This window comes from Deltaproteobacteria bacterium (genome assembly GCA_016180845.1).
Classification (GTDB): domain Bacteria; phylum UBA10199; class UBA10199; order JACPAL01; family JACPAL01; genus JACPAK01.
This window is the reverse complement of sequence record JACPAK010000004.1, coordinates 114,969-133,783: the sequence shown is the minus strand read 5'-3', so window position 1 is coordinate 133,783 and position 18,815 is coordinate 114,969. Positions and strand designations below refer to the sequence as shown.

Below are 18,815 nucleotides of genomic sequence, written 5' to 3'. Positions count from 1 at the left end.
CAGATGAATCTCAAATCACTCGGTGAATTTGGGTTAATCAAGAGACTGACGGCGAGGATTCCAAAGAAGAACCGATATTTGCGGCTCGGGGTCGGGGACGATTGTGCAATTATTCCATTCTCAAAGACAAAAGACCTCCTGATCACGACTGACATGCTAATTGAAGGACATCACTTCCGGACTGGCTGGTTATCGATGCGACAGATCGGACGGAAGGGGATGCTCGTGAACATCTCGGACATCGCTGCGATGGGGGGAGTGCCACGATTTGCGGTTATTTCGGTCGGATTGCCAGTTCGTCTCTCGGTGAAAGATGCGGAGGAACTTTTTCGAGGGGTTCAGGAGATCGCCAAAAAGACCGGTGTCATGATAGTCGGAGGGGACACGAACCGGTCTGAAAAACTGATTCTCAATATCACCCTCCTGGGTGAGGTGGAAAAGGGAAGGGGGCTGACCCGATCGGGTGCCCATTCCGGGGATCGTATTTATGTAACCGGCCGATTGGGAGACGCCGCCCTAGCACTTTCAAGGCGACGGCATCATGAACCGCCACTCCGACTCGCGATTGGACAATTTCTTTTAAGAAGAAAGATTGCCACCGCCTGTATCGACGTGAGCGATGGTTTACTGGGGGATCTGGGACATATCTTGGAGGAGAGCCGGGTTGGTGCCGTGATTGAGGCCAACCGCATTCCAGGGAAATCACCTTTAAAATTAAGATGTTCCGGTGGAGAAGATTATGAGCTCCTCTTTACTGTGCCGCCACGCGTCAAGGTTCCCAAGAAAATTCATGGAGTCCCGGCCACCCTCATTGGTACAATACTCCCCTTAAAGGAAGGTCGCCGGATGATCGATCCGAACGGGCAAAAAAATCGCTGGCCGAAAAAAACCGGCTTCCTTCATTTTTAATGTTAACCACCTTTATCATCATTTTAGCCCTCCTGGGGCTCTCGGCCTCGTTCTCCAGCTTCGAAACCGCCCTTTTTTCCTTATCCCCACTTGAAAAACATCGATTGCAGTCCGGGACCGGGCTTTCTCCATTCATCGGAAAGATTTTGGAAAAACCTCGTGAGTTGCTGACCACCGTTCTTTTAGGAAATGAACTTGTGAACGTCGCGATTTCCATCCTCGGAGGGGGGATTTTTTTAGAACTCTTTCGAGGTTACGATATCCGGATTGTTTATGTCGTTGCGATCGTTGTGACCACATTTATGGTCCTTGTTTTTGGAGAGATTATTCCCAAAAATGTGGCGATTCGAAGCCGGGTCATTGTTTCCCAATTTTTGATCTTTCCTTATAATTTCTTCGCCTGGCTTGTGACTCCGTTTCGGGTTGTGCTGACTTACATCACGGATCGTCTTGTCGGTCTTTTTGGGGCCGATCCTCAACGGCGGTTAATTGTTGAAGAGGAATTTCAGACGCTTCTTGAGATGGGTCAGAAAGAGGGGACGCTGGCTGACCTCGAAGGCACCCTGATCAAGAATATGCTCGATTTCTCCTCAATGACCGTGGCCCAGATCATGACGCCACGGCAGGAGATTGTTGCGATCCCGGAAAGTTTTTCCTTGAAACAGGTTTTCGAAATTCTTCGAAATCATCGGTATTCCAGGATCCCTGTTTACAGAGAAAATATCGACCATTGGATCGGGATTCTTCACGTAAAGGAATTGATTCGGCTTCGATTATCGGCAGCGGATGAAATTTCAATTCCGTCGCTCCTGAAACCTTTTGTTGAAATCAAACCACAGCAGAAGCTTTCCACGGCTCTCGAGGAATTCAAACAAAAACGGGTTCACATGGGGATTGTCCGAAATGAAGAAGGATTTTGTGTGGGTCTTGTGACGATGGATGACCTCTTGGGGAGGATATTTTCCTAGATGACTTCAGAGATCATACAGATTTCCCTTTGGTCAGCCCTCTGCCTTGTTCTGGAAGCTATTTTTTCCGGGGCAGAACTTGCCCTTGTCTCGTGCGACAAATTACGACTCACCCATCGTTCCGCTCGCGGCGAACGAGGGGCGAAGATCGCCTTGTGGTTGGCCAGGCGGCCGGAGTGGTTTTTTTCGACGACGCTTCTTGGCCAGAATCTTTTTATCGTCGGGAATTCTGTCCTCGTGACATTTTTCATCTTTAAACATTTTGGTTATGAATATGAATTCCTCGGATTGGGGCTTGCCCCGCTCATTCTCATCTTTGGAGAGGCGGTTCCCAAATCGATTTTTCAGCAAAGGGCGGACAAACTTGCAACCCTCGTTTCTCCTTTTATTTTGGTCTTTTCGTATCTTCTTTATCCGATTGTTTGGGCTCTCTCAAAACTGACGATGCTGCTTCTGGGGGGGGTTAAAGGGACACTACTCGCTGGCCATCAAGTCACTTCGGAGTCCCTCGAACTTCTTCTGAAGGATGCGGAGATCTCCGAGGCACTGTCTCCGGATCTCAAGAAAACGATGATGCGTACACTTTCATTTCCGAAGAGAAAGGTCCACGAGATCATGACCCCCCTGGTCGATCTCTTCTCCTTGCGGGATACGATGAGCGTCAAGGAGTCGCTGCATCTCGCCTCCGGTGAAAATCGTTCCTTAATCCCTATTTTTCAGCGCCGTGCCCATAATGTTGTTGGTGTTGTGAGTGTTTATGATCTCCTCTTGGCACGCAAGTTGACAGTGCCGGTTAGCGAGCTGATGCAACTCCCCCTTTATGTTTCCGAATTGACGAGTGTCAGAGATCTCTTCCTCCTCCTTCGGAAGGAGCGGAATAATTTTGCTGTTGTGGTCGATGAGTTCGGTGGGGCTGTAGGGGTGGTAACTACAGAGGATATTCTTGAAAAAGTTGTTGGAGAGATTCGGGATGAATATGATCACGGCAAGAAAAATTGGAACAAGGTCTCTCCTTATCGCTATGTTTTTCGAGGGAGAACCCGTTTGGATGAGATTAATGAGACTTTTTTCTGGGGGCTTCCAAAAAATCGTTGTGAAACCTTGGCTGGGTTTATGATTGATCAGTTTGGTCGCATTCCTCAAAAGGGGGATATTCTTCACTACGGCCAATTGACTTTCATGGTGAAGGAGGCTACCCCACGCAGTGTTGATGAAATCATTATTGAAATCGAAGAAAAGACTTAAGTGACACCAGACAAGATAAAAAAAATATTGGAGGATGTTTCTGCTGGGAGACTTTCTCCGGACGAAGCATTTTTAAACCTGAAAGACTTGCCGTATGAAGACTTAGGTTTTGCCCGGTTGGATCATCATCGTGAACTCCGAACTGGCGTTCCTGAAATCGTCTTTGGTGAAAAGAAAGAGATTGGGCAGATCGTGAAGATTGTGGAACGGCTGAGGGAGAGAAGCGATGTCGTGATTGTGACGCGCATTGATGAGGAGAAAGGGAGGGAGTTAGCCAAAAAATTTCCGGAGGGCGAATTTTATTCGGTGGCCCGGATCTTTGCTATGGGCAAGAAAAAGGATCGGGAAGAGAAAAAGGGGAAGATCGTCGTCCTGGCTGCAGGAACCGCTGACCTTCCGGTTGCGGAAGAGGCAGGATGTACGGCTCGATTACTCGGAAGCCCCGTTGAGGCGATCTATGATGTCGGGATCGCCGGGCTTCATCGGTTGCTGGCAGAGGTTCCGCGGCTTCGAGAGGCGTCGGTCATCATTGCTATCGCTGGTATGGAAGGGGCTCTTCCTTCGGTGGTTGCCGGACTTGTCGGAAGGCCGGTTATTGCGGTGCCAACATCGGTCGGTTATGGAACAGGGTTACAGGGGATTTCGGCCCTTCTCTCGATGCTGAACTCCTGTGTGCCGGGGATTACGGTGGTGAATATCGACAATGGGGTTGGGGCGGCGGTAGCGGCACATTTGATGAATCGGGTATGAAATTTCTAAAACGAAAGCTGATCATCCTCGAAACCAACCTCGACAACATGAACCCCGAGTGGTTTGAGTTCGTCTCGGAGAGGCTTTTTAAGTTCGGTGCCCTCGATGTGACACTGATACCGATCTCGATGAAAAAATCGCGTCCGGCAGTCCTCCTGCAGGTTTTGATCGAACCCAAAAAGCAGACCTCGGCCCTTCAGATTATTTTTGAGGAGACGACAACCCTTGGAATTCGATCCTATCCCGTGGATCGTTACGAGCTCCAGCGTGAGGTTCGATCTGTAAAAACTCCCTACGGAAATGTTCGAGTAAAAATTGGCAAAGGCCCTGACGGTAAAATCATGAATGTCGCCCCCGAATATCAGTCGTGTTTGGAGGTGGCGAGAAAAAGAAAAATTCCGATAAAAAGGATCTACGGTCTTGCGCAGGCGGAATTCTCAAAATGAGAAAACTTTATCAGAATGATAAAGATATGCCCCTTTCTTTTGCGCTGGAATTTTCTAATCAATTGAAAAATATGAGAAATGTTATTTTTTAAAACAATAGTTGGTGGCATGGGTATTGCAGCTCATAACTGTCGTCAATAAGACGAAGCAAGTTGTCCCCATCATCGCTCAGGAAGATGAAGGTGGTATTGTTGTCGTAACGGTGCTATCATATTATTTCTAGGAGGTTTTATGAAATTGTCTTATGATGCAGAGGTTGATGCCGCGTACATTCGCTTAGAAGAAGGCAAATTTGAGGTGACGGCTCATGAACTTTCAGAGGATGTCATTGTCAATTATGCGCCGGACGGTCGAATCGTCGGAATCGAGATCCTTTCAGCCTCAAAGCATCTTTTTGGGAATAAGAAGTCTCCTCAAGTTATTCTTGAAAATATCCGGGCTGTGAATCAATAGCGTTTCCACCCGCACCACCTGTCCCTCAAATCACCCTCAACACCCAACACTGAAGATAGTTCGATTCTGGAAATGTGAGGAGAACGGGGTGATCGGAAGCTGCCCCCCTTCTTTCCAGCAGTTGAAGTTCCCTATGTGTATCATGAGCCGCTTCGAGGAGCATGTCATAGAACATTTGCGGAGTAAAATTTTGGGAGCAGGAACAGGTGATCAGGATGCCCCCCTCTGAGAGGATCTTCATCGCACGGAGGTTGATCTCTTTATAGCCTCGTCGTGCCCCGGAAACTTCTTTTGTGGCAACAAACGGTGGCGGATCCAGGATGACTGTCTGAAATTTCTCTCTCCTCTCGTCATAGGAGCGGAGGGTGTCAAAGGCATTGGCCTCAACAAGCTGAACGTTCTGGATCCTGTTTTGATCAAGATTTTGACGGGTCATCTGGAGGGCTGGAACGGAACTGTCAACCGCGACAACCTCATCGGCATTTTTGGAAACAGGGACCGAAAAGCCGCCTTGGTAACAAAAGAGATCCAGGACACGACCCGAGGCATACCGGGCCGCTGCGATATGGTTTTCTGACTGGTCAAGGTAAAGACCGGTCTTGTGTCCTTCGAGGGGATCCACAAAGAGTGATCGACCCGCCTCTTCGATCATGAGAGGACTTGAGAGACCTCCACGAACGATCCCCCGCTCCTTCGTGAGACCTTCTTTCTCCCGGACGGCAGGTTCGTTCCTCTCGACGATTGCCGATGGTTTGAGGCCCTCTTCGATCAGGTCAATCCAGAATCCCTTCAATCGATCCATTCCAAACGACAGGGTTTGAAAAACGATGACGTCGCGATATCGATCGACGATGAGTCCCGGCAGTTGATCCGATTCGCTGAAGATCAGACGTGAGGCACCATTCGGATCGGAGTGACGACGATCGATCGCCTTCACAAACCTTCTTCTCCAGAATTCCTGATCCACCTTCTCGCGCCTTTTAGTCAGGACGCGAAGCGTGATCTGAGAGAGGGGGTTATAAAAGGCATATCCGAGAAAACGCCTCTTGAAGGAGAGGATTTCAACAATTTCTCCTGCCTCTGCCTTTTCTGTCTCCGTAATATCCGATCTGAAGACCCAGGGATGGCCGTTCAGGACCCTGTCGGTTCCATGCCTGTTGATTGTGACTTTACCGGTCATTGGGAATCCTTAATTAGGGACTCCTAGATAGTGGATATTCAAGAATTTACAAGTGCTTTCCTTGACTTACATCTCTATTGTGTTACCTTTCTGGTGAAGGGGGCTCACCTCATTATGTCACCAAAAAGCCTGCCTATTTCCAAAAAAAGCCTGATCCTGGGGACACGAGGGAGCAAGCTGGCGCTTTGGCAGGCCAATTTTGTCAAAGACCTCCTCGAAAAGGAATACGAGGGACTTAAGGTTGATCTCAAGGTCATTCAGACCTCTGGTGATAAATTAAAAGACAAACCGTTGCCGGAATTTGGTGGTAAGTATTTATTTTTGAAGGAGATTGAAGAGGCGATCCTGGCGCGAAAGGTTGATATTGGGGTTCATAGCATGAAAGATGTCCCCGCGGTGATGGTGGAAGGGATGGCGATAGGGGCCATTCTGAAGAGGGAGGATCCGAGGGATGTTTTTATTTCAAAAAAATATGCTTCGCTCCTTCAACTCCCTAAAAAGACGAAGATCGGGACCAGCTCGCTTCGTCGGGAGTCCCAACTCAGGAATTTTCGACCGGATCTCGAGGTGGTTTCCCTCCGAGGGAATGTTGACACACGTTTGAGGAAGGTGATGAAGGGAGACCCACCAGCGATTGTTTTGGCTGCCGCTGGGCTGACTCGTCTTGGGTATCAGGATAAGATTACAGAGTATCTCCCGACGACGCTCATGCTTCCCGGCGTAGGACAAGGGGCGATTGGCCTTGAAATCCGAGCTGGAGATACCGAGGTCTCAAAGACGATTGAATTTTTGAATGACATGGAAACCTCTTATTGCCTCGGGGCGGAAAGAAGTTATATGAGAGAGATCGGTGGTGATTGCCGCGCCCCTGTGGCTGCCTTTGCCGAGATCCATGGAATGACGCTGAAGCTGACAGGAATGGTCGCATCACCCGATGGCAGGGATCTTATTCGCGATCGGGTAGAGGGAAATTTTAGAGAGGCGGAAGATTTGGGAAAACAACTTGCCAAATCGCTCTTTTCCCAGGGGGCACGGGAAATACTACGCACAGCATCTGAACACAGTAAAAAATGAAGAAACAAGGGAAGGTCTATTTAGTGGGTGCCGGCCCCGGCGATCCGGGACTGGTGACCCTGAAGGCGGTCGAGCTCATTCGGAAAGCGGATGTTATCATCTATGATTATCTCGTGAATGAGCAGCTCCTTTCCTATGCAAGTTCCAATGCTGCCTTCATCTATGCCGGGAAAAAGGGGAATCAACATGCCCTGGAACAGGACGAGATCAATGATCTGATTGTGGAAGAGGCGGTTCATGGGAAGGTCGTTGTCCGTCTGAAGGGGGGAGATCCATTCGTTTTTGGGCGTGGTGGTGAAGAGGCCGAGGTTTTGGCTCGGAAGAAAATCCCTTTTGAGATTGTTCCTGGTATCACCTCGGCGATTGCAGCGCCGGCCTATGCTGGAATACCGGTCACTCACCGGGATTATACATCCACAGTGGCGTTTGTGACGGGGCATGAGAAGGAGACCGGGAGTGGAGGAGAAGTCCCGTGGGAGGCGCTTTCCAAAATCGGCACCGTTGTTTTTCTGATGGGAGTTGGAAATGCCGAACAGATTTCGGAACGATTGATTGAGGCCGGCCGGGCGCCGGAGACACCGGTTGCGGTGATCCGGTGGGGGACACATCCTGCCCAACGTGTTGTTACAGCCACCTTGAAAACAGTGGCCGAAGAGGTCAGGAGGGCCGATTTAAAACCGCCTTCGATTATTGTTGTTGGGGATGTCGTCCGTTTAAGAGAGCAACTCAACTGGTTTGAAAACAAACCGCTTTTTGGAAAACGGATCCTCGTGACACGGACGCGGGAACAGGCCAGTGAACTGAGTCATCACTTGGAGGAATATGGGGCCTCGGTTTCCGAGATCCCGACGATTGAAATCAAGCCTCCTGCCAGCTGGAGGGGGATAGATCATGCTCTGGCTTCTTTGAAGAAGTATCACTGGATTATTTTTACGAGTGTGAATGGGGTCTCCCATTTTTTTGAACGGCTTCAGAAAAAGGGGAGGGATCTCCGGGATCTGAAGGGGATCCAGATCGCCGCGATCGGTCCTGCAACCGCTGAGGCGATACGAGAGAAGGGGATTCGGGTTGACTCGATTGCCGAAGAATATCGCGCCGAGGGGCTTGTGCGTATCTTGGCTGCCAAAAGGATCAGAGGAAAGAGAATCTTGATCCCGCGAGCCAAAGAGGCGCGTGAGATTTTGGTTGAAGAACTAAAGCGAGTCGGGGCGAAGGTGGATGTCGTTGAGGCCTACCGGACGATCCGGCCCAAAGGGGGGGCTGATCGATTGCAAGAATTGATTCAAAAGGGCGAAATCGATCTGATGACATTTGCAAGCTCTTCGACGGTCGAAAATTTTATGAAAATGGTTGGTGTAGGGGCAACCGGCCGGTCGCCCCTACATGATCTCGTTTGTAAAATTCCAGTTGCCTCGATTGGGCCGATTACGACAAAGACCGCCAAGTCCCATGGTCTCAACGTGATCCTTCAGCCAAAAAAATACACGATTCCGGCATTGGTCCAAGCGGTTCTTGAGTATTTTAAATAACTCCCCGTTTTCTCCAGAAAACAGTTTTTGCCCCATTTCAGTCTGATTTTCACAACGTCACAATCACAATTACGATAATCAATTTGAACTTGGAAATTAAAAAAGGAGTTTTCATGAAGACTAAAAATTACGTTGCCAGCGTCGCGATCCTCTTGACCTTAGCCTTTTTGCTCGTGCCAGTTTCATCACGAGCCGCAACCTTCGCCGTAACGAACATAAATGATTCGGGGGAGGGATCGTTGCGACAGGCCCTGACGGATGCCAATTCCACTTCGGGAAGCGACACAATCAGTTTTGCCCTCGGTTCGGTTTCGGCGGCGACGATAACGCTTCAAAGTGCGCTCCCCGCAATAACCGAAGGAATCAGCGTTGAGGGACCTGAGTCAACCGTTGTGACGGTTGACGCAAATAGAACAGCAAGCGTTTTCGTTATCGACAGCCCTGGAAACGATCAGACAGTTACCATGTCACGCCTCGTCATAAAGGGCGCTGATAGCGGCGGACTGGAGGGGGGAGGGATCTACGTTGGATCGGGGGATACTTTGAATCTGGCAGATGCTTCGATTGAGTCTAACTCTGCTGGCAGTGGGCCGGGGGGAGGGATTTTTAATGAAGGAACGACCTCACTCACGGGGGTGACAATCACTGGGAACAGTGCAGGGACAGATGGAGGGGGTATTTATATTGAACAGGGAAACATGATCGTCACCAACAGCACGATCAGCGGTAACACCGCCGATCGGGATGGAGGTGGTATCTTCTACGGGGGTGGCGTGATCACACTCAACCATGCGACGGTTACGAATAATACGGCTGATAATGATTATCCTGCGAATAACGTTGGGGATGGGGGTGGAATTTATGGGGCCTCTCAAGGGAGCCGGATCAATCTGAACAACACGATCGTTGCGGGTAATACGGATAAGGATAACGGAGATGCGGGCAGTGTGACCTTCGCACCTGATTGCGTGCGCATTGTCAGTACTATTTACAGTCTCATAGGGATTGGTGATGCTTGTTCCCCTTCCTTCCCCGACATAAATCTCATTGGTTCTGCGACGAGTCCTATAGATCCCAAGCTGTCTCCTTTAGCCGGAAATGGAGGTTTTGGAAGAACGCACACACTTCAATCAGGTAGTCCTGCAGTTGATGCTGGGAGTACTGCAACCCAGGGGAACAGCGTATGTGCCTCCACGGATCAGAGAGGTTTTCTGCGGCCAAAGGATGGAGATGCCAATGGAACTGCCCGGTGTGACATAGGTGCCCTCGAGGTCGGTTGTGGGGACTCCATCGTTCAGAGCGGAGCGGCTGAGGAGTGTGACGATGGAAATACGACTAACACCGATTCCTGCACTAACTCTTGTCAGAACGCCCGGTGCGGCGACGAAATTGTAGGTCCCGGTGAGGGATGCGACGATGCAAACACTGTCGCTACTGATTCTTGCACGAACTCCTGCCAGCTTGCAAAGTGTAGCGATGGGATCATTGGCCCAAATGAGGAGTGTGACGACAGTAATACAACAAATGGGGATGGATGTGATAGCTCTTGTAAGAAGGAGGCGTCGACTGTCGAAGGTGGTGGTTCATCTGGGGGGGCTGGTAGTGGTTCGACAACTCCAGGCGGAACGAGTACTGCGGAAACTCCAGCAACTGATCCTTCTGCGAGTCCCACAACATCAGGAGGAGGTTGTACCCTTCTCGTTCGATAATCTTAGCAGTCTGTCAACATCCTGTTAGTGAGTTTTGAAATAGGTGAGAAGAGGAGGCTTATCATGGGTTACCAATACCACTGTCGCTATACAGAGACGGTTACTTTTGAGTCGGCAAGGCCATTAACAGAACAGGATCTGTCAAGAATTAGAGATGCGGGTGGCCTCTACAAGACTGCAGAACCGGTTGGGCTTCATGCGAAAAAAACAATTCTGGATAGTGAGGCCCTAAGAACGACCTCTACCTATCATATCGAACGAGACATCGATCGTGACTCAGAGCGCGAGGATATCTATCTTCGGCTCGAACAGGTTAATCCGGCGGGGATAAGACAGATCCTTGGTCGATACATCCAGACGACGATTCATTTCCACTCTGGGATTCTATGTCGTCCGGATAGAGATGATCAGAATTGGGTGACAGAGCCTTTTGCAACCATTACCCTTCCGGAATATTCGTTTTTCTATGGCGAACATATTTTTGTGGGGGATCTGACAGGCGATGGTATTCAGGATGTCCTACTTCTGAGAGATGACCTCAATCGAGAGCGATTTCTTAAAAAACCTGTATTTGAAGGGGCGCTCCTACTCGCGGGGAAGAAAAAAGTAGTTCCCCCTCCACCACCCAGAAAAGATTCCTCTCTCGACAGTGAGATCGAGCAATTGTTGGGACTCTGACCAGAAAGTAACCGTGCACCTTTTGGATCATTCCATTTTTGCGCTTTTTTAGCCTTGATCTCTCCCGAATAATAATTTACTATAATTAACAAATATTTATAAATAATATGTATTTACAAGTACTTAAAAATTTAATGAACAATAACTCGTACCATAAGGCTGATGTTGCCAGATTGGCGGGGGTTTCTCGAGCGGCAGTGACGAAGTGGTTTCGGGAGGTGAATCGGGAAGGGTGGGTGAATGTTGAAAGCCGGACTCTGTTTCAGTTGGCCTCTGGCTTGGGTGTGCCGGTCGAAAGCTTGGTTAAACCGGTGGCCGATTTAGCTCCCTATCAAACTGAATTTTTATGGGACCGGCTTTACCCCTCTATGGAGGGTTTTGTTCAGGCGCTTGTCCAGAAGCGCCCACCTGCCTTGGCTCGTCTGGTTCAACAGATTGGATTTTACGAATCCTCTCGTGTGGTCGGTAAAAAAGTGATCGCCCTTTTTGATCGATATAAGAAATTTATTCAGCCGATTCGCAGAAAACAGTTGGAGGTCCTATGGCCGCTCTACGCCTCGAAGAGATAAAGCCGAGGGAGACCATTTCTGAAAAAGTGACTCCAGCTCCTCTTCGGCAGGTCTTGAAACAGATCTTTTCGGATGTCCCTGAAGGACTCTGGCTGGTCGGTGGAACCGCCTTGGCTGGATATTACGCCGAGCATCGGCGATCGGATGATCTGGATTTATTTGCCATCGACTCCGATACCCATCGTGCAACCGTACTTGCCGTCAAAGGTCTCAAAAAGCTCGGGGTCATTTTTGAAAAGGAGAAATCGACCCCAAATTTCTATAAAGGACATCTGCAGCTCAAGGGGCACGCATTTACCGTGGATGTTGTACTGGATGAAAATTTACATCGTGTAGGACGAGCGATAAGGAGTGATGATGGTGTGTTTGTCGCCGACTTGCCCAGTATTTTTGCCATGAAGGCTGCCTGCCTGTTGAGCCGTTGTTCTGAAAAGGATCTGTACGACCTCGCCTGGTGTTTTGATCAAGTCGGAATGATTGACATCGATGAGATTGTTGAAAAGGGAACTCTGGTTGATGGCGGAATGAATGTCGAAGGGATGCTGATCAGTTTGCAGGGAGCCACTTTACGCCAGGAATCGTGTCATTTCTTGCTGGACGATTCAAGCCCTGCGGTCGGCGAGGCCTATCGGAGGATTGTCGATCTTCAAAAGAAATTGATTCGTGCGCTTCTCGATTATGAACAGGGCCAACCACCTTCTCGGGAGACCAAGGCGTTGGCCGATGCAGTTAAGGATCAGAAGAGAATCAGATAAGCCCCGTCGTTTCCTCAAATCCACAGATCAGATTCATATTTTGCACTGCCTGGGAGGAGGCCCCCTTCATGAGGTTGTCGAGGGCGGTGATGATGACGACGAGTTTGCTGTGATCATCATAGAAGGCGCCGATCTGGATATTATTTGTCTTCGTTGTCTCTTTGATCTTCGGGAATTTCCCTTCGGGCAGGACCTGGACAAACGGTTCTCCTTTATAAAAATCTTGAAATGTTTTGAGGAGTTTTTTGGTGTCACATTTCCACTTAGGTCTTGCGTAGATGGTGGAAAGGATCCCTCGATCGATCGGAAGCAGGTGAGGGGTGAATCGGATAGAGACCTCTTTTCCGGCAATGAGTGAAATCTCCTGCTCGATTTCGGAGGCGTGACGGTGTTTCTCGAGACTATAGGCGTAGAAGGAATCTTGCACATCCTCCCGCAACCCCCCTTCGACCTTTGACCGTCCAGCACCGCTCATCCCCGACTTCGAATCGATGATGATCCCTTCTTCCGAGATCATTTTGTTTTTGAGGAGAGGAATAAGTCCCAGAAGGGCAGAGGTTGGATAGCAGCCTGGATTTCCGATGAGTGACGCCTTTTTGATTTTTTCTCGATAGATCTCGGGAAGACCATAAACCGCCTTGGCGAGAAGGTCGGGGGAGGTATGCCTTCCATACGATTTTTCATAAGCTTGAGGGGTTCGATAACGAAAATCGGCAGAGAGATCGATGACCTTTATCCCTTGTCTTAACCAGTTGGGAACATGCTGCATCGATTCGGAATGGGGGAGACAGGAAAAAAGGACCGAACATTTCTCTCCGATCGTCTCGTCATGGAGTGTCTCGAAGATGAGGTCAAGCGTCTTCAAGTCGGGAAAGATCTCGGAAACTTTTTCCCCGGGTTGGCTTGTTGAGGTTGCCAAAGTGATCTGGACCTCAGGATGACGGGAAAGGAGACGCAGGAGCTCCTCACCGGTGTAGCCAGTGGCTCCGACAATGCCTGCTTTGATAGTCATTATATTATCGTTTGGAGTATTGTGAGCGACGCCGTGCCCCACGATGCCCATACTTCTTTCGTTCCACTTCTCGCGGATCTCGTGTCAGGAACCCTGCCTTTCGAAGTGGTTTGCGGTAGTCTGAATTGACAGAGAGTAGTGCCCTCGAGATGGCATGTTTCAGTGCATCGGCTTGTCCGCTAAGCCCACCGCCTATGAGGTTGGCAGAGACATTGAATTTTCCAACAGTTCCTGTGACCTCAAATGGCTGATGGATAATGATCCTCAATGCCTCTCGACCAAAATAGTTGTTGCTCGGGCGGCCATTGATTTCGATTTGCCCCTCACCCGGCTTGAGCCATATCCGCGCAATAGAGGTCTTTCTCTTTCCGATGGAGGAATAACGACTTGGGGCTTTTGCTGTTGCCATTTTTTAGACCTCGACCTGTTTTGGTTGCTGTGCCTGATGAGGATGCTCGGCTCCAGCATAGACACGGAGCTTTTTCATCAGATGCTCGTTGGTTTTATTTTTTGGGAGCATCCCATGGACGGCACGTTGGATCAATCTCCTCGGATCTCTGGCGAGGAGTTTCTCTGCAGTGAACTCTTTAATCCCCCCCTGGTACCCGCTATGGTGGTAGTATTTCTTTTGTTTCCATTTATTTCCGGTGAGCCTCACCTGGGCGGCGTTGATCGCGATCACAAAATCGCCCGTATCCTCATGAGGTGTGTAAATTGCCTTGGTTTTTCCACGCAGGATATTGGCGATCTTCGTCGCCGCTCGACCAAGGATCTTGTCCTTCAGGTCGACGACAACCCAATTCCTTGCAATCGTGGCCTTATTTGCTAATGTCGTTTTCTGCATGAGGCCGCCATACCTATTGGAAAACAAAGGAGATTTCAAGCGGTTTTTTATTGAAGTTTTGTTTCAGTGATTGCTAGAGGGGATCATCTATGTTCCCAATTCCAGTCGGGATTTTGATTTTATTCGCCTTAGGCTTTTTCGGGTATACCCTTTCCCGCTGGTGGAAGGTTTTACGGTCGGCCCAACCTGACCCTCGATTCAACGACTACAAACAACGGCTCAAAAACTTGATCGTCATCGCCTTTGGCCAGTCCAAGATGCTTCGGCGCGACTTCAAGGCGGGGCTGATGCATGCGATTATTTTCTGGGGGTTTTTGGTGATCTCCCTTCGGACGATCATTCTTTTTGGGATTGGCTTTGATGAGTCTTTTGGTTCGACCTTTCTCTCTTCACTTCCTGGCCGGATTTATACACTGAGTCTCAATGTTTTTGAATTGATGGTCCTTTTTGCGGTTGGTTATGCCGCCTATCGTCGGATTGTCGTGAAACCGAAGCGGCTCACTCTTTCGGCTGAGGGGCTCCGGATCTTGGCGATGATCGCGCTTTTGATGATCAGTGATTTCCTGATAGACGGTGCCACACTGGCACGGGAGGGGATGGATAATCTCCAATGGGCGCCGGTTTCGGGGATTGTGGCGAATCTCTTTCTTGCCTTTGGGCTTCCTGATTTGTGGTTGGGATACACCCACAACTTTTTCTATTTCTTCCATATCATCTTGATCCTCTGGTTCTTGAATTTTCTCCCCTATGGAAAGCATTTTCATATCCTCACTTTCCTGCCGAATGTTTTTTTCATGCGAACAACCCCCCTAGGTCAACTTCGCAATCTCAATCTGGAAGATGAAAAGGCGACCTCATTCGGGATGGGGACACTCAAGGATCTCTCGTGGAAGGACACCCTTGATATTGCGACCTGTACGGAATGTGGTCGATGCTCCTCGGTCTGTCCCGCGACCGATACCGGTAAAATTCTGAATCCGAAGCAGCTGAATATTGATGAGAGGGAGCATCTAAGAAATAGACAGACAGGACCCGCCCCACTTTTGTCCCCTGATGTTATCAATCCAGAAGTTTTTTGGTCCTGCACCACCTGCCGGGCCTGTGAGGAGGCCTGTCCGGTCGGGATCGAGTTTGTCGATCGGATCGTCGGAACCAGACGGCATATGGTCCTGACTCAAGGGGTGATGCCGACCGAGGTGCAGACGACCTTCCGCAACATGGAAACTAATTTTAATCCTTGGGGGATCGGTTCTGATTCCCGTGCTGATTGGTGTCGGGAGCTTGGTGTCAGAACGCTCGCGGAACATCCGAAGGCGGAATATCTTTATTTTGTCGGATGCGCCGGTTCTTTTGATGATCGGAATAAGAAGATCGCGACAGCCCTTGTGAAAATATTGCAAAAGGCGAAGGTTGATTTCGCGATCTTGGGAAAGGATGAGGTCTGCACCGGTGATCCGGCACGACGGATTGGGAATGAGTACCTTTATCAGATGCTAGCGAAGAAAAATATTGAGACAATGGCCAGATATCAGTTCAAGAAGGTGATCACCGCCTGTCCTCATTGTTTCAACACGATCAAAAACGAATACCCCCAATTTGGTGGAAACTATGAGGTCGTTCATCACACTGATTTTATTGCTGAGTTGATTCGAGAGCAGAAGTTGACGCCGGTGCGCCCACTTTTCAGGAAGGTTGTTTATCATGATTCCTGTTATCTCGGGCGTTACAATAATATCTACGATGCCCCACGCGAGATCTTGAAATCAATCCCTGCAGCGGAGATTGTGGAGGTCGAACAGTCACGTGACAACGGTCGTTGCTGTGGCGCGGGGGGAGGGCGGATGTGGATGGAGGAGCGGGTTGGGAAGCGGGTCAATCATCAGCGTCTCGAAGACCTTCAGGTGGCCAATCCGAACATCATTGCGAGCGCTTGTCCGTTTTGTATCACGATGCTTCGTGATGCGACGCGGGATAAACATGTCGAGGAGAAGATCCAGACAAAGGATGTGGTTGAAATTCTCGCCGACAGTCTGTAAATCGACCTCATTATGTATAACCTCTGTCATGAGCGAGCGTCGAATTCACTTCGCGCGAGCGAATCCCTGCGGGGGGCGTGGGGGGGAAGTCGACGAAGTCGCCCCCCAATAATATGACCACAACACTTCAACAGGCGATGATTAAGGCGGGGCTGGTCAGCAAGAAAAAAGTTGAGGAGCTGACCAATCAAGAATCACCAAAGAGAGGAAGACCTAGCGGAGACAAAAAACCTGGTTTTATTGAGGGAAAGCATCATCACCATCTTCGTACGGAGTGTGAGGCCTGCAAAAAAAGCTCGCCGGATGTCGAGTACTATGAACATCGCAATCAGAGCCTTGTCGCCAAATGGCTCTGCCTGACCTGTGCCGATTATTACAAGATCCATGACGATTGCCGTCAGACGGTTCAGAGTTCACATTCACAGAGTAAATTATTTCGGCGCAGTTACGGCCCCACGAAGGTTTTTAAATGAAGGCCTTCATTACCGGTGCGACCGGATTTCTTGGGAGTCACCTCGTTGATCGTCTCCTGGAAAAGGGATGGGAAGTTCATGTGCTGGCCCGGAAGAGTTCGAATCTCCGCTGGCTTCAGGGAAAGAACGTTAAAATATTTTATGGGGATGTGACCGGAGACCGGAAAGGGATGGAGGAGGGGCTTCGAGGGGTTGATGTTTGTTTCCATGCGGCAGGGATTATCCGGGCGCCGCGTCGGGAGATTTATGAGCAGGTCAATGTCGAAGGGGCACGAAATCTTCTCGAAACGGTCTTAAAGGTCAATCCTGCGATCAAGAAAGTTATTGTTGTCACTAGTGTCGCCGCACACGGCCCGGCACGAGATGATCGACCCGTGACGGAAGAAGATTCGTGCCATCCGGTAACTGATTATGGTTGGAGCAAGCTCGAAGAGGAAAAGGTCGCTTTGCAATATAAGGATCGGTTTCCGATCACAATCATCCGACCACCGGCGATTTATGGGCCGAGGGATGAACAGCTTCTCAAATATTTTAAGATGGTGCGGCGAGGCATCTTGATCTTGCCAGGGGAGAAGGGGAGGCAGCTCAACATCGCACATGTTCAGGATGTCGTGACCGGTCTTATTCTTGCTGCAGAGAATCCAAACTCGAACGGAGAGACCTTTTTTATCGGTGATCGTCGGGACTACGAATGGGAGGATATGGGAGATCTCTTGATTCGTGCACTGAAAAAGAAGGTGATCAAAATTCGTTTAATCAAGCCGATCGTCTATCTTCTCGGTATCGTCGGAGAGCTTCTGACTCTAATCACTGGCCGTTCGATGCCGTTTGGTCGTGCTAACATGAGTAATTTTATCCAGAAGAGATGGACACTCGATATCTCAAAGGCGAGGCGGATTCTCGGTTATGAACCGGCACACCCCCTCAAAGAAGGGTTTGACGAGACAGCGAAGTGGTACCGTGAGAACGGGTGGGTTTAAACTTATAGCCAACCAAAAAAATCTCGACAGGCTGATTCGAGCTCTTCTCGTTTGTCTCCTGAAAGATCTCCCAACTGTTTTTTGAATCGTGCGTTATCCCAAGCGAGAAACTGATCAACTAAAACCATAGAATCAGTTTCAAGCCCACCTTCTCCTTCAGGTAAAAAGACCCTCAATGGGTAATGTTCTTTTGTCACATTTTTTGAGGTTATCGGAAGGATGACGGTCGAAGGATGATTAATTTCATTCAGAGTATCATCTTGAACGACAACGCATGGACGAAGCTTGCCCGGTTTCGTGCCGATTCTGGGATTGAGGTCAACAAGGTAGACTCCCCAACGGCGGATTCTCACGGTAGTTTTAGAGCAGGGGAAAGAAGGGACCATTCCCGGTTGGTTCTTTCCGACTGTTTGCGGACTGAAAGCGAGGCATTTCGGAGTTGGCGCCTTCGTTTGTGATCTTTCAGGATTCCCTGTAAGGCTCGAAGTCCCTCTCGCACAACCTCTTTCTTGCTGGAGAGCCCGAGCTCCTCTTTAAGGTGTGCAATTTCGCGATCTTCCTCTAATGTCATTTGAATCGTCGTGACCGCCTTCATGATGACAATTAGATTAACAATTGGTTTAATAATTGTCAATATCATTGCTTCTTTTCTGACAACCCATTTTGCTATTTCAGCGATGAAGAAGCTAAGGAGGTTGTCTTATATGAACCTATCACCATTTAGCCGTCTTGTAGACGGTCGATCCCTAGGGCTTCTAACGGCAGCACTCGGTGCTGCATTTCTTGGTTGTCCAAATGAGCCTGGGACTTGTTGGGATGTTGATGATGAGACCCTTGATACGCTATCGGGGGACCAGAGGGATCAGTGTACGGCAGGCTTTTTTTATAATTCTCGAGAGGCATGTCAGGCGAGGGAAGATTTCTACGACGCCCGACCAGGATGTAATGTTGCTGCGAATCTCGATTATGCCGCAGAAAACATCTCCCACGCATCCTTGTTTATTCCCCACGGAATTGAATTATCTGTTTACCGACGAATGATTTTGTCTGATGAATGTTACATCTCCTGTTTCTGGACCTTAAGAGATGGGAGCGAATGTCAGGTTGAGATCTTTTCTTCCCCCGGATCAGAACCTTGGATACGTAGAGTTGGAGATTCACTCGAGAACAATCAGTGCGCAATTGATTGGGAAAATAGGTAGAGC

General features: G+C 49.3%; 22 protein-coding genes. 16 read left to right on the top strand and 6 right to left on the bottom strand.

Annotated features, from left to right (window positions below):
• The first annotated feature begins 3 nt into the window (after nt 1-3).
• The 6 genes from thiL (at nt 4) to HYT76_07620 (ending at nt 4,771) form a co-directional block, all read left to right on the top strand.
• Complete coding sequence (gene thiL, locus HYT76_07645) at nt 4-909, top strand: thiamine-phosphate kinase (GenBank protein MBI2083430.1); 906 nt, start codon at nt 4-6, stop codon at nt 907-909.
• A complete protein-coding gene (locus tag HYT76_07640; GenBank protein MBI2083429.1) occupies nt 909-1,877 on the top strand; it encodes an HlyC/CorC family transporter in 969 nt (322 codons plus the stop codon). The genes thiL and HYT76_07640 overlap by 1 nt, the downstream gene beginning before the upstream one ends.
• Nucleotides 1,878-3,122, top strand: a complete 1,245-nt coding sequence (locus HYT76_07635) for an HlyC/CorC family transporter (GenBank protein MBI2083428.1) — start codon at nt 1,878-1,880, stop codon at nt 3,120-3,122. It begins immediately after the preceding gene.
• Complete coding sequence (gene larB / locus HYT76_07630; GenBank protein MBI2083427.1) at nt 3,123-3,872, top strand: nickel pincer cofactor biosynthesis protein LarB; 750 nt, start codon at nt 3,123-3,125, stop codon at nt 3,870-3,872.
• Nucleotides 3,869-4,318: a DUF111 family protein gene (locus tag HYT76_07625; GenBank protein MBI2083426.1), complete on the top strand. Its 450-nt coding sequence runs from the start codon at nt 3,869-3,871 to the stop codon at nt 4,316-4,318. The genes larB and HYT76_07625 overlap by 4 nt, the downstream gene beginning before the upstream one ends.
• A gap of 231 nt (nt 4,319-4,549) precedes the next feature.
• Nucleotides 4,550-4,771: a DUF2283 domain-containing protein gene (locus HYT76_07620; GenBank protein MBI2083425.1), complete on the top strand. Its 222-nt coding sequence runs from the start codon at nt 4,550-4,552 to the stop codon at nt 4,769-4,771.
• A 25-nt stretch (nt 4,772-4,796) separates the two neighbouring features.
• Here the strand turns inward: HYT76_07620 and HYT76_07615 are convergent, their stop codons facing one another.
• The gene (locus HYT76_07615; GenBank protein ID MBI2083424.1) at nt 4,797-5,951 is read right to left on the bottom strand and encodes a class I SAM-dependent rRNA methyltransferase; all 1,155 of its coding nucleotides are present in this window, start codon (nt 5,949-5,951) and stop codon (nt 4,797-4,799) included.
• 135 nt (nt 5,952-6,086) lie between these two features.
• Here HYT76_07615 and hemC point away from each other — a divergent pair, with 135 nt between their 5' ends.
• From hemC to HYT76_07585, 6 genes are all read left to right on the top strand, one after another.
• Nucleotides 6,087-7,025, top strand: coding sequence for a hydroxymethylbilane synthase (hemC, locus tag HYT76_07610; protein ID MBI2083423.1), 939 nt, complete (start codon nt 6,087-6,089; stop codon nt 7,023-7,025).
• The gene (cobA, locus tag HYT76_07605; protein ID MBI2083422.1) at nt 7,022-8,554 is read left to right on the top strand and encodes a uroporphyrinogen-III C-methyltransferase; all 1,533 of its coding nucleotides are present in this window, start codon (nt 7,022-7,024) and stop codon (nt 8,552-8,554) included. The genes hemC and cobA overlap by 4 nt, the downstream gene beginning before the upstream one ends.
• 113 nt (nt 8,555-8,667) lie before the next feature.
• Nucleotides 8,668-10,263 (top strand): DUF4215 domain-containing protein, encoded by a 1,596-nt coding sequence (locus HYT76_07600; GenBank protein MBI2083421.1) that lies wholly within the window; start codon nt 8,668-8,670, stop codon nt 10,261-10,263.
• A gap of 63 nt (nt 10,264-10,326) precedes the next feature.
• Nucleotides 10,327-10,941, top strand: a complete 615-nt coding sequence (locus HYT76_07595) for a hypothetical protein (protein ID MBI2083420.1) — start codon at nt 10,327-10,329, stop codon at nt 10,939-10,941.
• 134 nt (nt 10,942-11,075) lie between these two features.
• Complete coding sequence (locus HYT76_07590) at nt 11,076-11,510, top strand: hypothetical protein (GenBank protein ID MBI2083419.1); 435 nt, start codon at nt 11,076-11,078, stop codon at nt 11,508-11,510.
• The gene (locus tag HYT76_07585; GenBank protein ID MBI2083418.1) at nt 11,483-12,265 is read left to right on the top strand and encodes a nucleotidyl transferase AbiEii/AbiGii toxin family protein; all 783 of its coding nucleotides are present in this window, start codon (nt 11,483-11,485) and stop codon (nt 12,263-12,265) included. Before HYT76_07590 ends, HYT76_07585 begins: the two co-directional genes overlap by 28 nt.
• Here the strand turns inward: HYT76_07585 and HYT76_07580 are convergent.
• The 3 genes from HYT76_07580 to rplM are packed head-to-tail and all read right to left on the bottom strand — an operon-like array spanning nt 12,258 to nt 14,121.
• Nucleotides 12,258-13,277 carry an N-acetyl-gamma-glutamyl-phosphate reductase gene (locus HYT76_07580; GenBank protein ID MBI2083417.1) on the bottom strand — a complete coding sequence of 340 codons (1,020 nt, stop codon included), beginning with the start codon at nt 13,275-13,277 and terminating at the stop codon, nt 12,258-12,260. The genes HYT76_07585 and HYT76_07580 overlap by 8 nt on opposite strands.
• A gap of 4 nt (nt 13,278-13,281) precedes the next feature.
• Nucleotides 13,282-13,686, bottom strand: coding sequence for a 30S ribosomal protein S9 (gene rpsI, locus HYT76_07575; protein MBI2083416.1), 405 nt, complete (start codon nt 13,684-13,686; stop codon nt 13,282-13,284).
• A 3-nt stretch (nt 13,687-13,689) separates the two neighbouring features.
• Nucleotides 13,690-14,121: a 50S ribosomal protein L13 gene (gene rplM, locus HYT76_07570; protein ID MBI2083415.1), complete on the bottom strand. Its 432-nt coding sequence runs from the start codon at nt 14,119-14,121 to the stop codon at nt 13,690-13,692.
• An 89-nt stretch (nt 14,122-14,210) separates the two neighbouring features.
• On the opposite strand from rplM, the gene HYT76_07565 reads away from it, so the two are divergent.
• From HYT76_07565 to HYT76_07555, 3 genes are all read left to right on the top strand, one after another.
• Complete coding sequence (locus HYT76_07565) at nt 14,211-16,157, top strand: 4Fe-4S dicluster domain-containing protein (GenBank protein ID MBI2083414.1); 1,947 nt, start codon at nt 14,211-14,213, stop codon at nt 16,155-16,157.
• A gap of 113 nt (nt 16,158-16,270) precedes the next feature.
• The gene (locus HYT76_07560) at nt 16,271-16,630 is read left to right on the top strand and encodes a hypothetical protein (protein MBI2083413.1); all 360 of its coding nucleotides are present in this window, start codon (nt 16,271-16,273) and stop codon (nt 16,628-16,630) included.
• Entirely contained in the window at nt 16,627-17,610 is a 984-nt protein-coding gene (locus tag HYT76_07555) for an NAD-dependent epimerase/dehydratase family protein (GenBank protein MBI2083412.1), read from the top strand. Before HYT76_07560 ends, HYT76_07555 begins: the two co-directional genes overlap by 4 nt.
• Before the next feature lie 2 nt (nt 17,611-17,612).
• On the opposite strand, the gene HYT76_07550 is transcribed toward HYT76_07555, so the two are convergent.
• Nucleotides 17,613-17,963 carry a type II toxin-antitoxin system PemK/MazF family toxin gene (locus tag HYT76_07550; protein ID MBI2083411.1) on the bottom strand — a complete coding sequence of 117 codons (351 nt, stop codon included), beginning with the start codon at nt 17,961-17,963 and terminating at the stop codon, nt 17,613-17,615.
• Nucleotides 17,960-18,205 (bottom strand): hypothetical protein, encoded by a 246-nt coding sequence (locus tag HYT76_07545; protein MBI2083410.1) that lies wholly within the window; start codon nt 18,203-18,205, stop codon nt 17,960-17,962. Before HYT76_07545 ends, HYT76_07550 begins: the two co-directional genes overlap by 4 nt.
• A gap of 109 nt (nt 18,206-18,314) precedes the next feature.
• Between HYT76_07545 and HYT76_07540 the strand changes: the two genes are divergently transcribed.
• Nucleotides 18,315-18,812, top strand: a complete 498-nt coding sequence (locus HYT76_07540) for a hypothetical protein (GenBank protein ID MBI2083409.1) — start codon at nt 18,315-18,317, stop codon at nt 18,810-18,812.
• Nucleotides 18,813-18,815: the final 3 nt, after the last annotated feature.

Excerpts from the sequence above, each read along its gene's own strand:
- thiL (MBI2083430.1), top strand. The coding sequence starts at position 4 with ATGAATCTCAAATCACTCGGTGAATTTGGGTTAATCAAGAGACTGACG.
- HYT76_07640 (MBI2083429.1), top strand. The coding sequence starts at position 909 with ATGTTAACCACCTTTATCATCATTTTAGCCCTCCTGGGGCTCTCGGCC.
- HYT76_07635 (MBI2083428.1), top strand. The coding sequence starts at position 1,878 with ATGACTTCAGAGATCATACAGATTTCCCTTTGGTCAGCCCTCTGCCTT.
- HYT76_07625 (MBI2083426.1), top strand. The coding sequence starts at position 3,869 with ATGAAATTTCTAAAACGAAAGCTGATCATCCTCGAAACCAACCTCGAC.
- HYT76_07620 (MBI2083425.1), top strand. The coding sequence starts at position 4,550 with ATGAAATTGTCTTATGATGCAGAGGTTGATGCCGCGTACATTCGCTTA.
- HYT76_07615 (MBI2083424.1), bottom strand. The coding sequence starts at position 5,951 with ATGACCGGTAAAGTCACAATCAACAGGCATGGAACCGACAGGGTCCTG.
- cobA (MBI2083422.1), top strand. The coding sequence starts at position 7,022 with ATGAAGAAACAAGGGAAGGTCTATTTAGTGGGTGCCGGCCCCGGCGAT.
- HYT76_07600 (MBI2083421.1), top strand. The coding sequence starts at position 8,668 with ATGAAGACTAAAAATTACGTTGCCAGCGTCGCGATCCTCTTGACCTTA.
- HYT76_07595 (MBI2083420.1), top strand. The coding sequence starts at position 10,327 with ATGGGTTACCAATACCACTGTCGCTATACAGAGACGGTTACTTTTGAG.
- HYT76_07590 (MBI2083419.1), top strand. The coding sequence starts at position 11,076 with ATGAACAATAACTCGTACCATAAGGCTGATGTTGCCAGATTGGCGGGG.
- HYT76_07585 (MBI2083418.1), top strand. The coding sequence starts at position 11,483 with ATGGCCGCTCTACGCCTCGAAGAGATAAAGCCGAGGGAGACCATTTCT.
- HYT76_07580 (MBI2083417.1), bottom strand. The coding sequence starts at position 13,277 with ATGACTATCAAAGCAGGCATTGTCGGAGCCACTGGCTACACCGGTGAG.
- rpsI (MBI2083416.1), bottom strand. The coding sequence starts at position 13,686 with ATGGCAACAGCAAAAGCCCCAAGTCGTTATTCCTCCATCGGAAAGAGA.
- rplM (MBI2083415.1), bottom strand. The coding sequence starts at position 14,121 with ATGCAGAAAACGACATTAGCAAATAAGGCCACGATTGCAAGGAATTGG.
- HYT76_07565 (MBI2083414.1), top strand. The coding sequence starts at position 14,211 with ATGTTCCCAATTCCAGTCGGGATTTTGATTTTATTCGCCTTAGGCTTT.
- HYT76_07560 (MBI2083413.1), top strand. The coding sequence starts at position 16,271 with ATGACCACAACACTTCAACAGGCGATGATTAAGGCGGGGCTGGTCAGC.
- HYT76_07555 (MBI2083412.1), top strand. The coding sequence starts at position 16,627 with ATGAAGGCCTTCATTACCGGTGCGACCGGATTTCTTGGGAGTCACCTC.
- HYT76_07545 (MBI2083410.1), bottom strand. The coding sequence starts at position 18,205 with ATGAAGGCGGTCACGACGATTCAAATGACATTAGAGGAAGATCGCGAA.
- HYT76_07540 (MBI2083409.1), top strand. The coding sequence starts at position 18,315 with ATGAACCTATCACCATTTAGCCGTCTTGTAGACGGTCGATCCCTAGGG.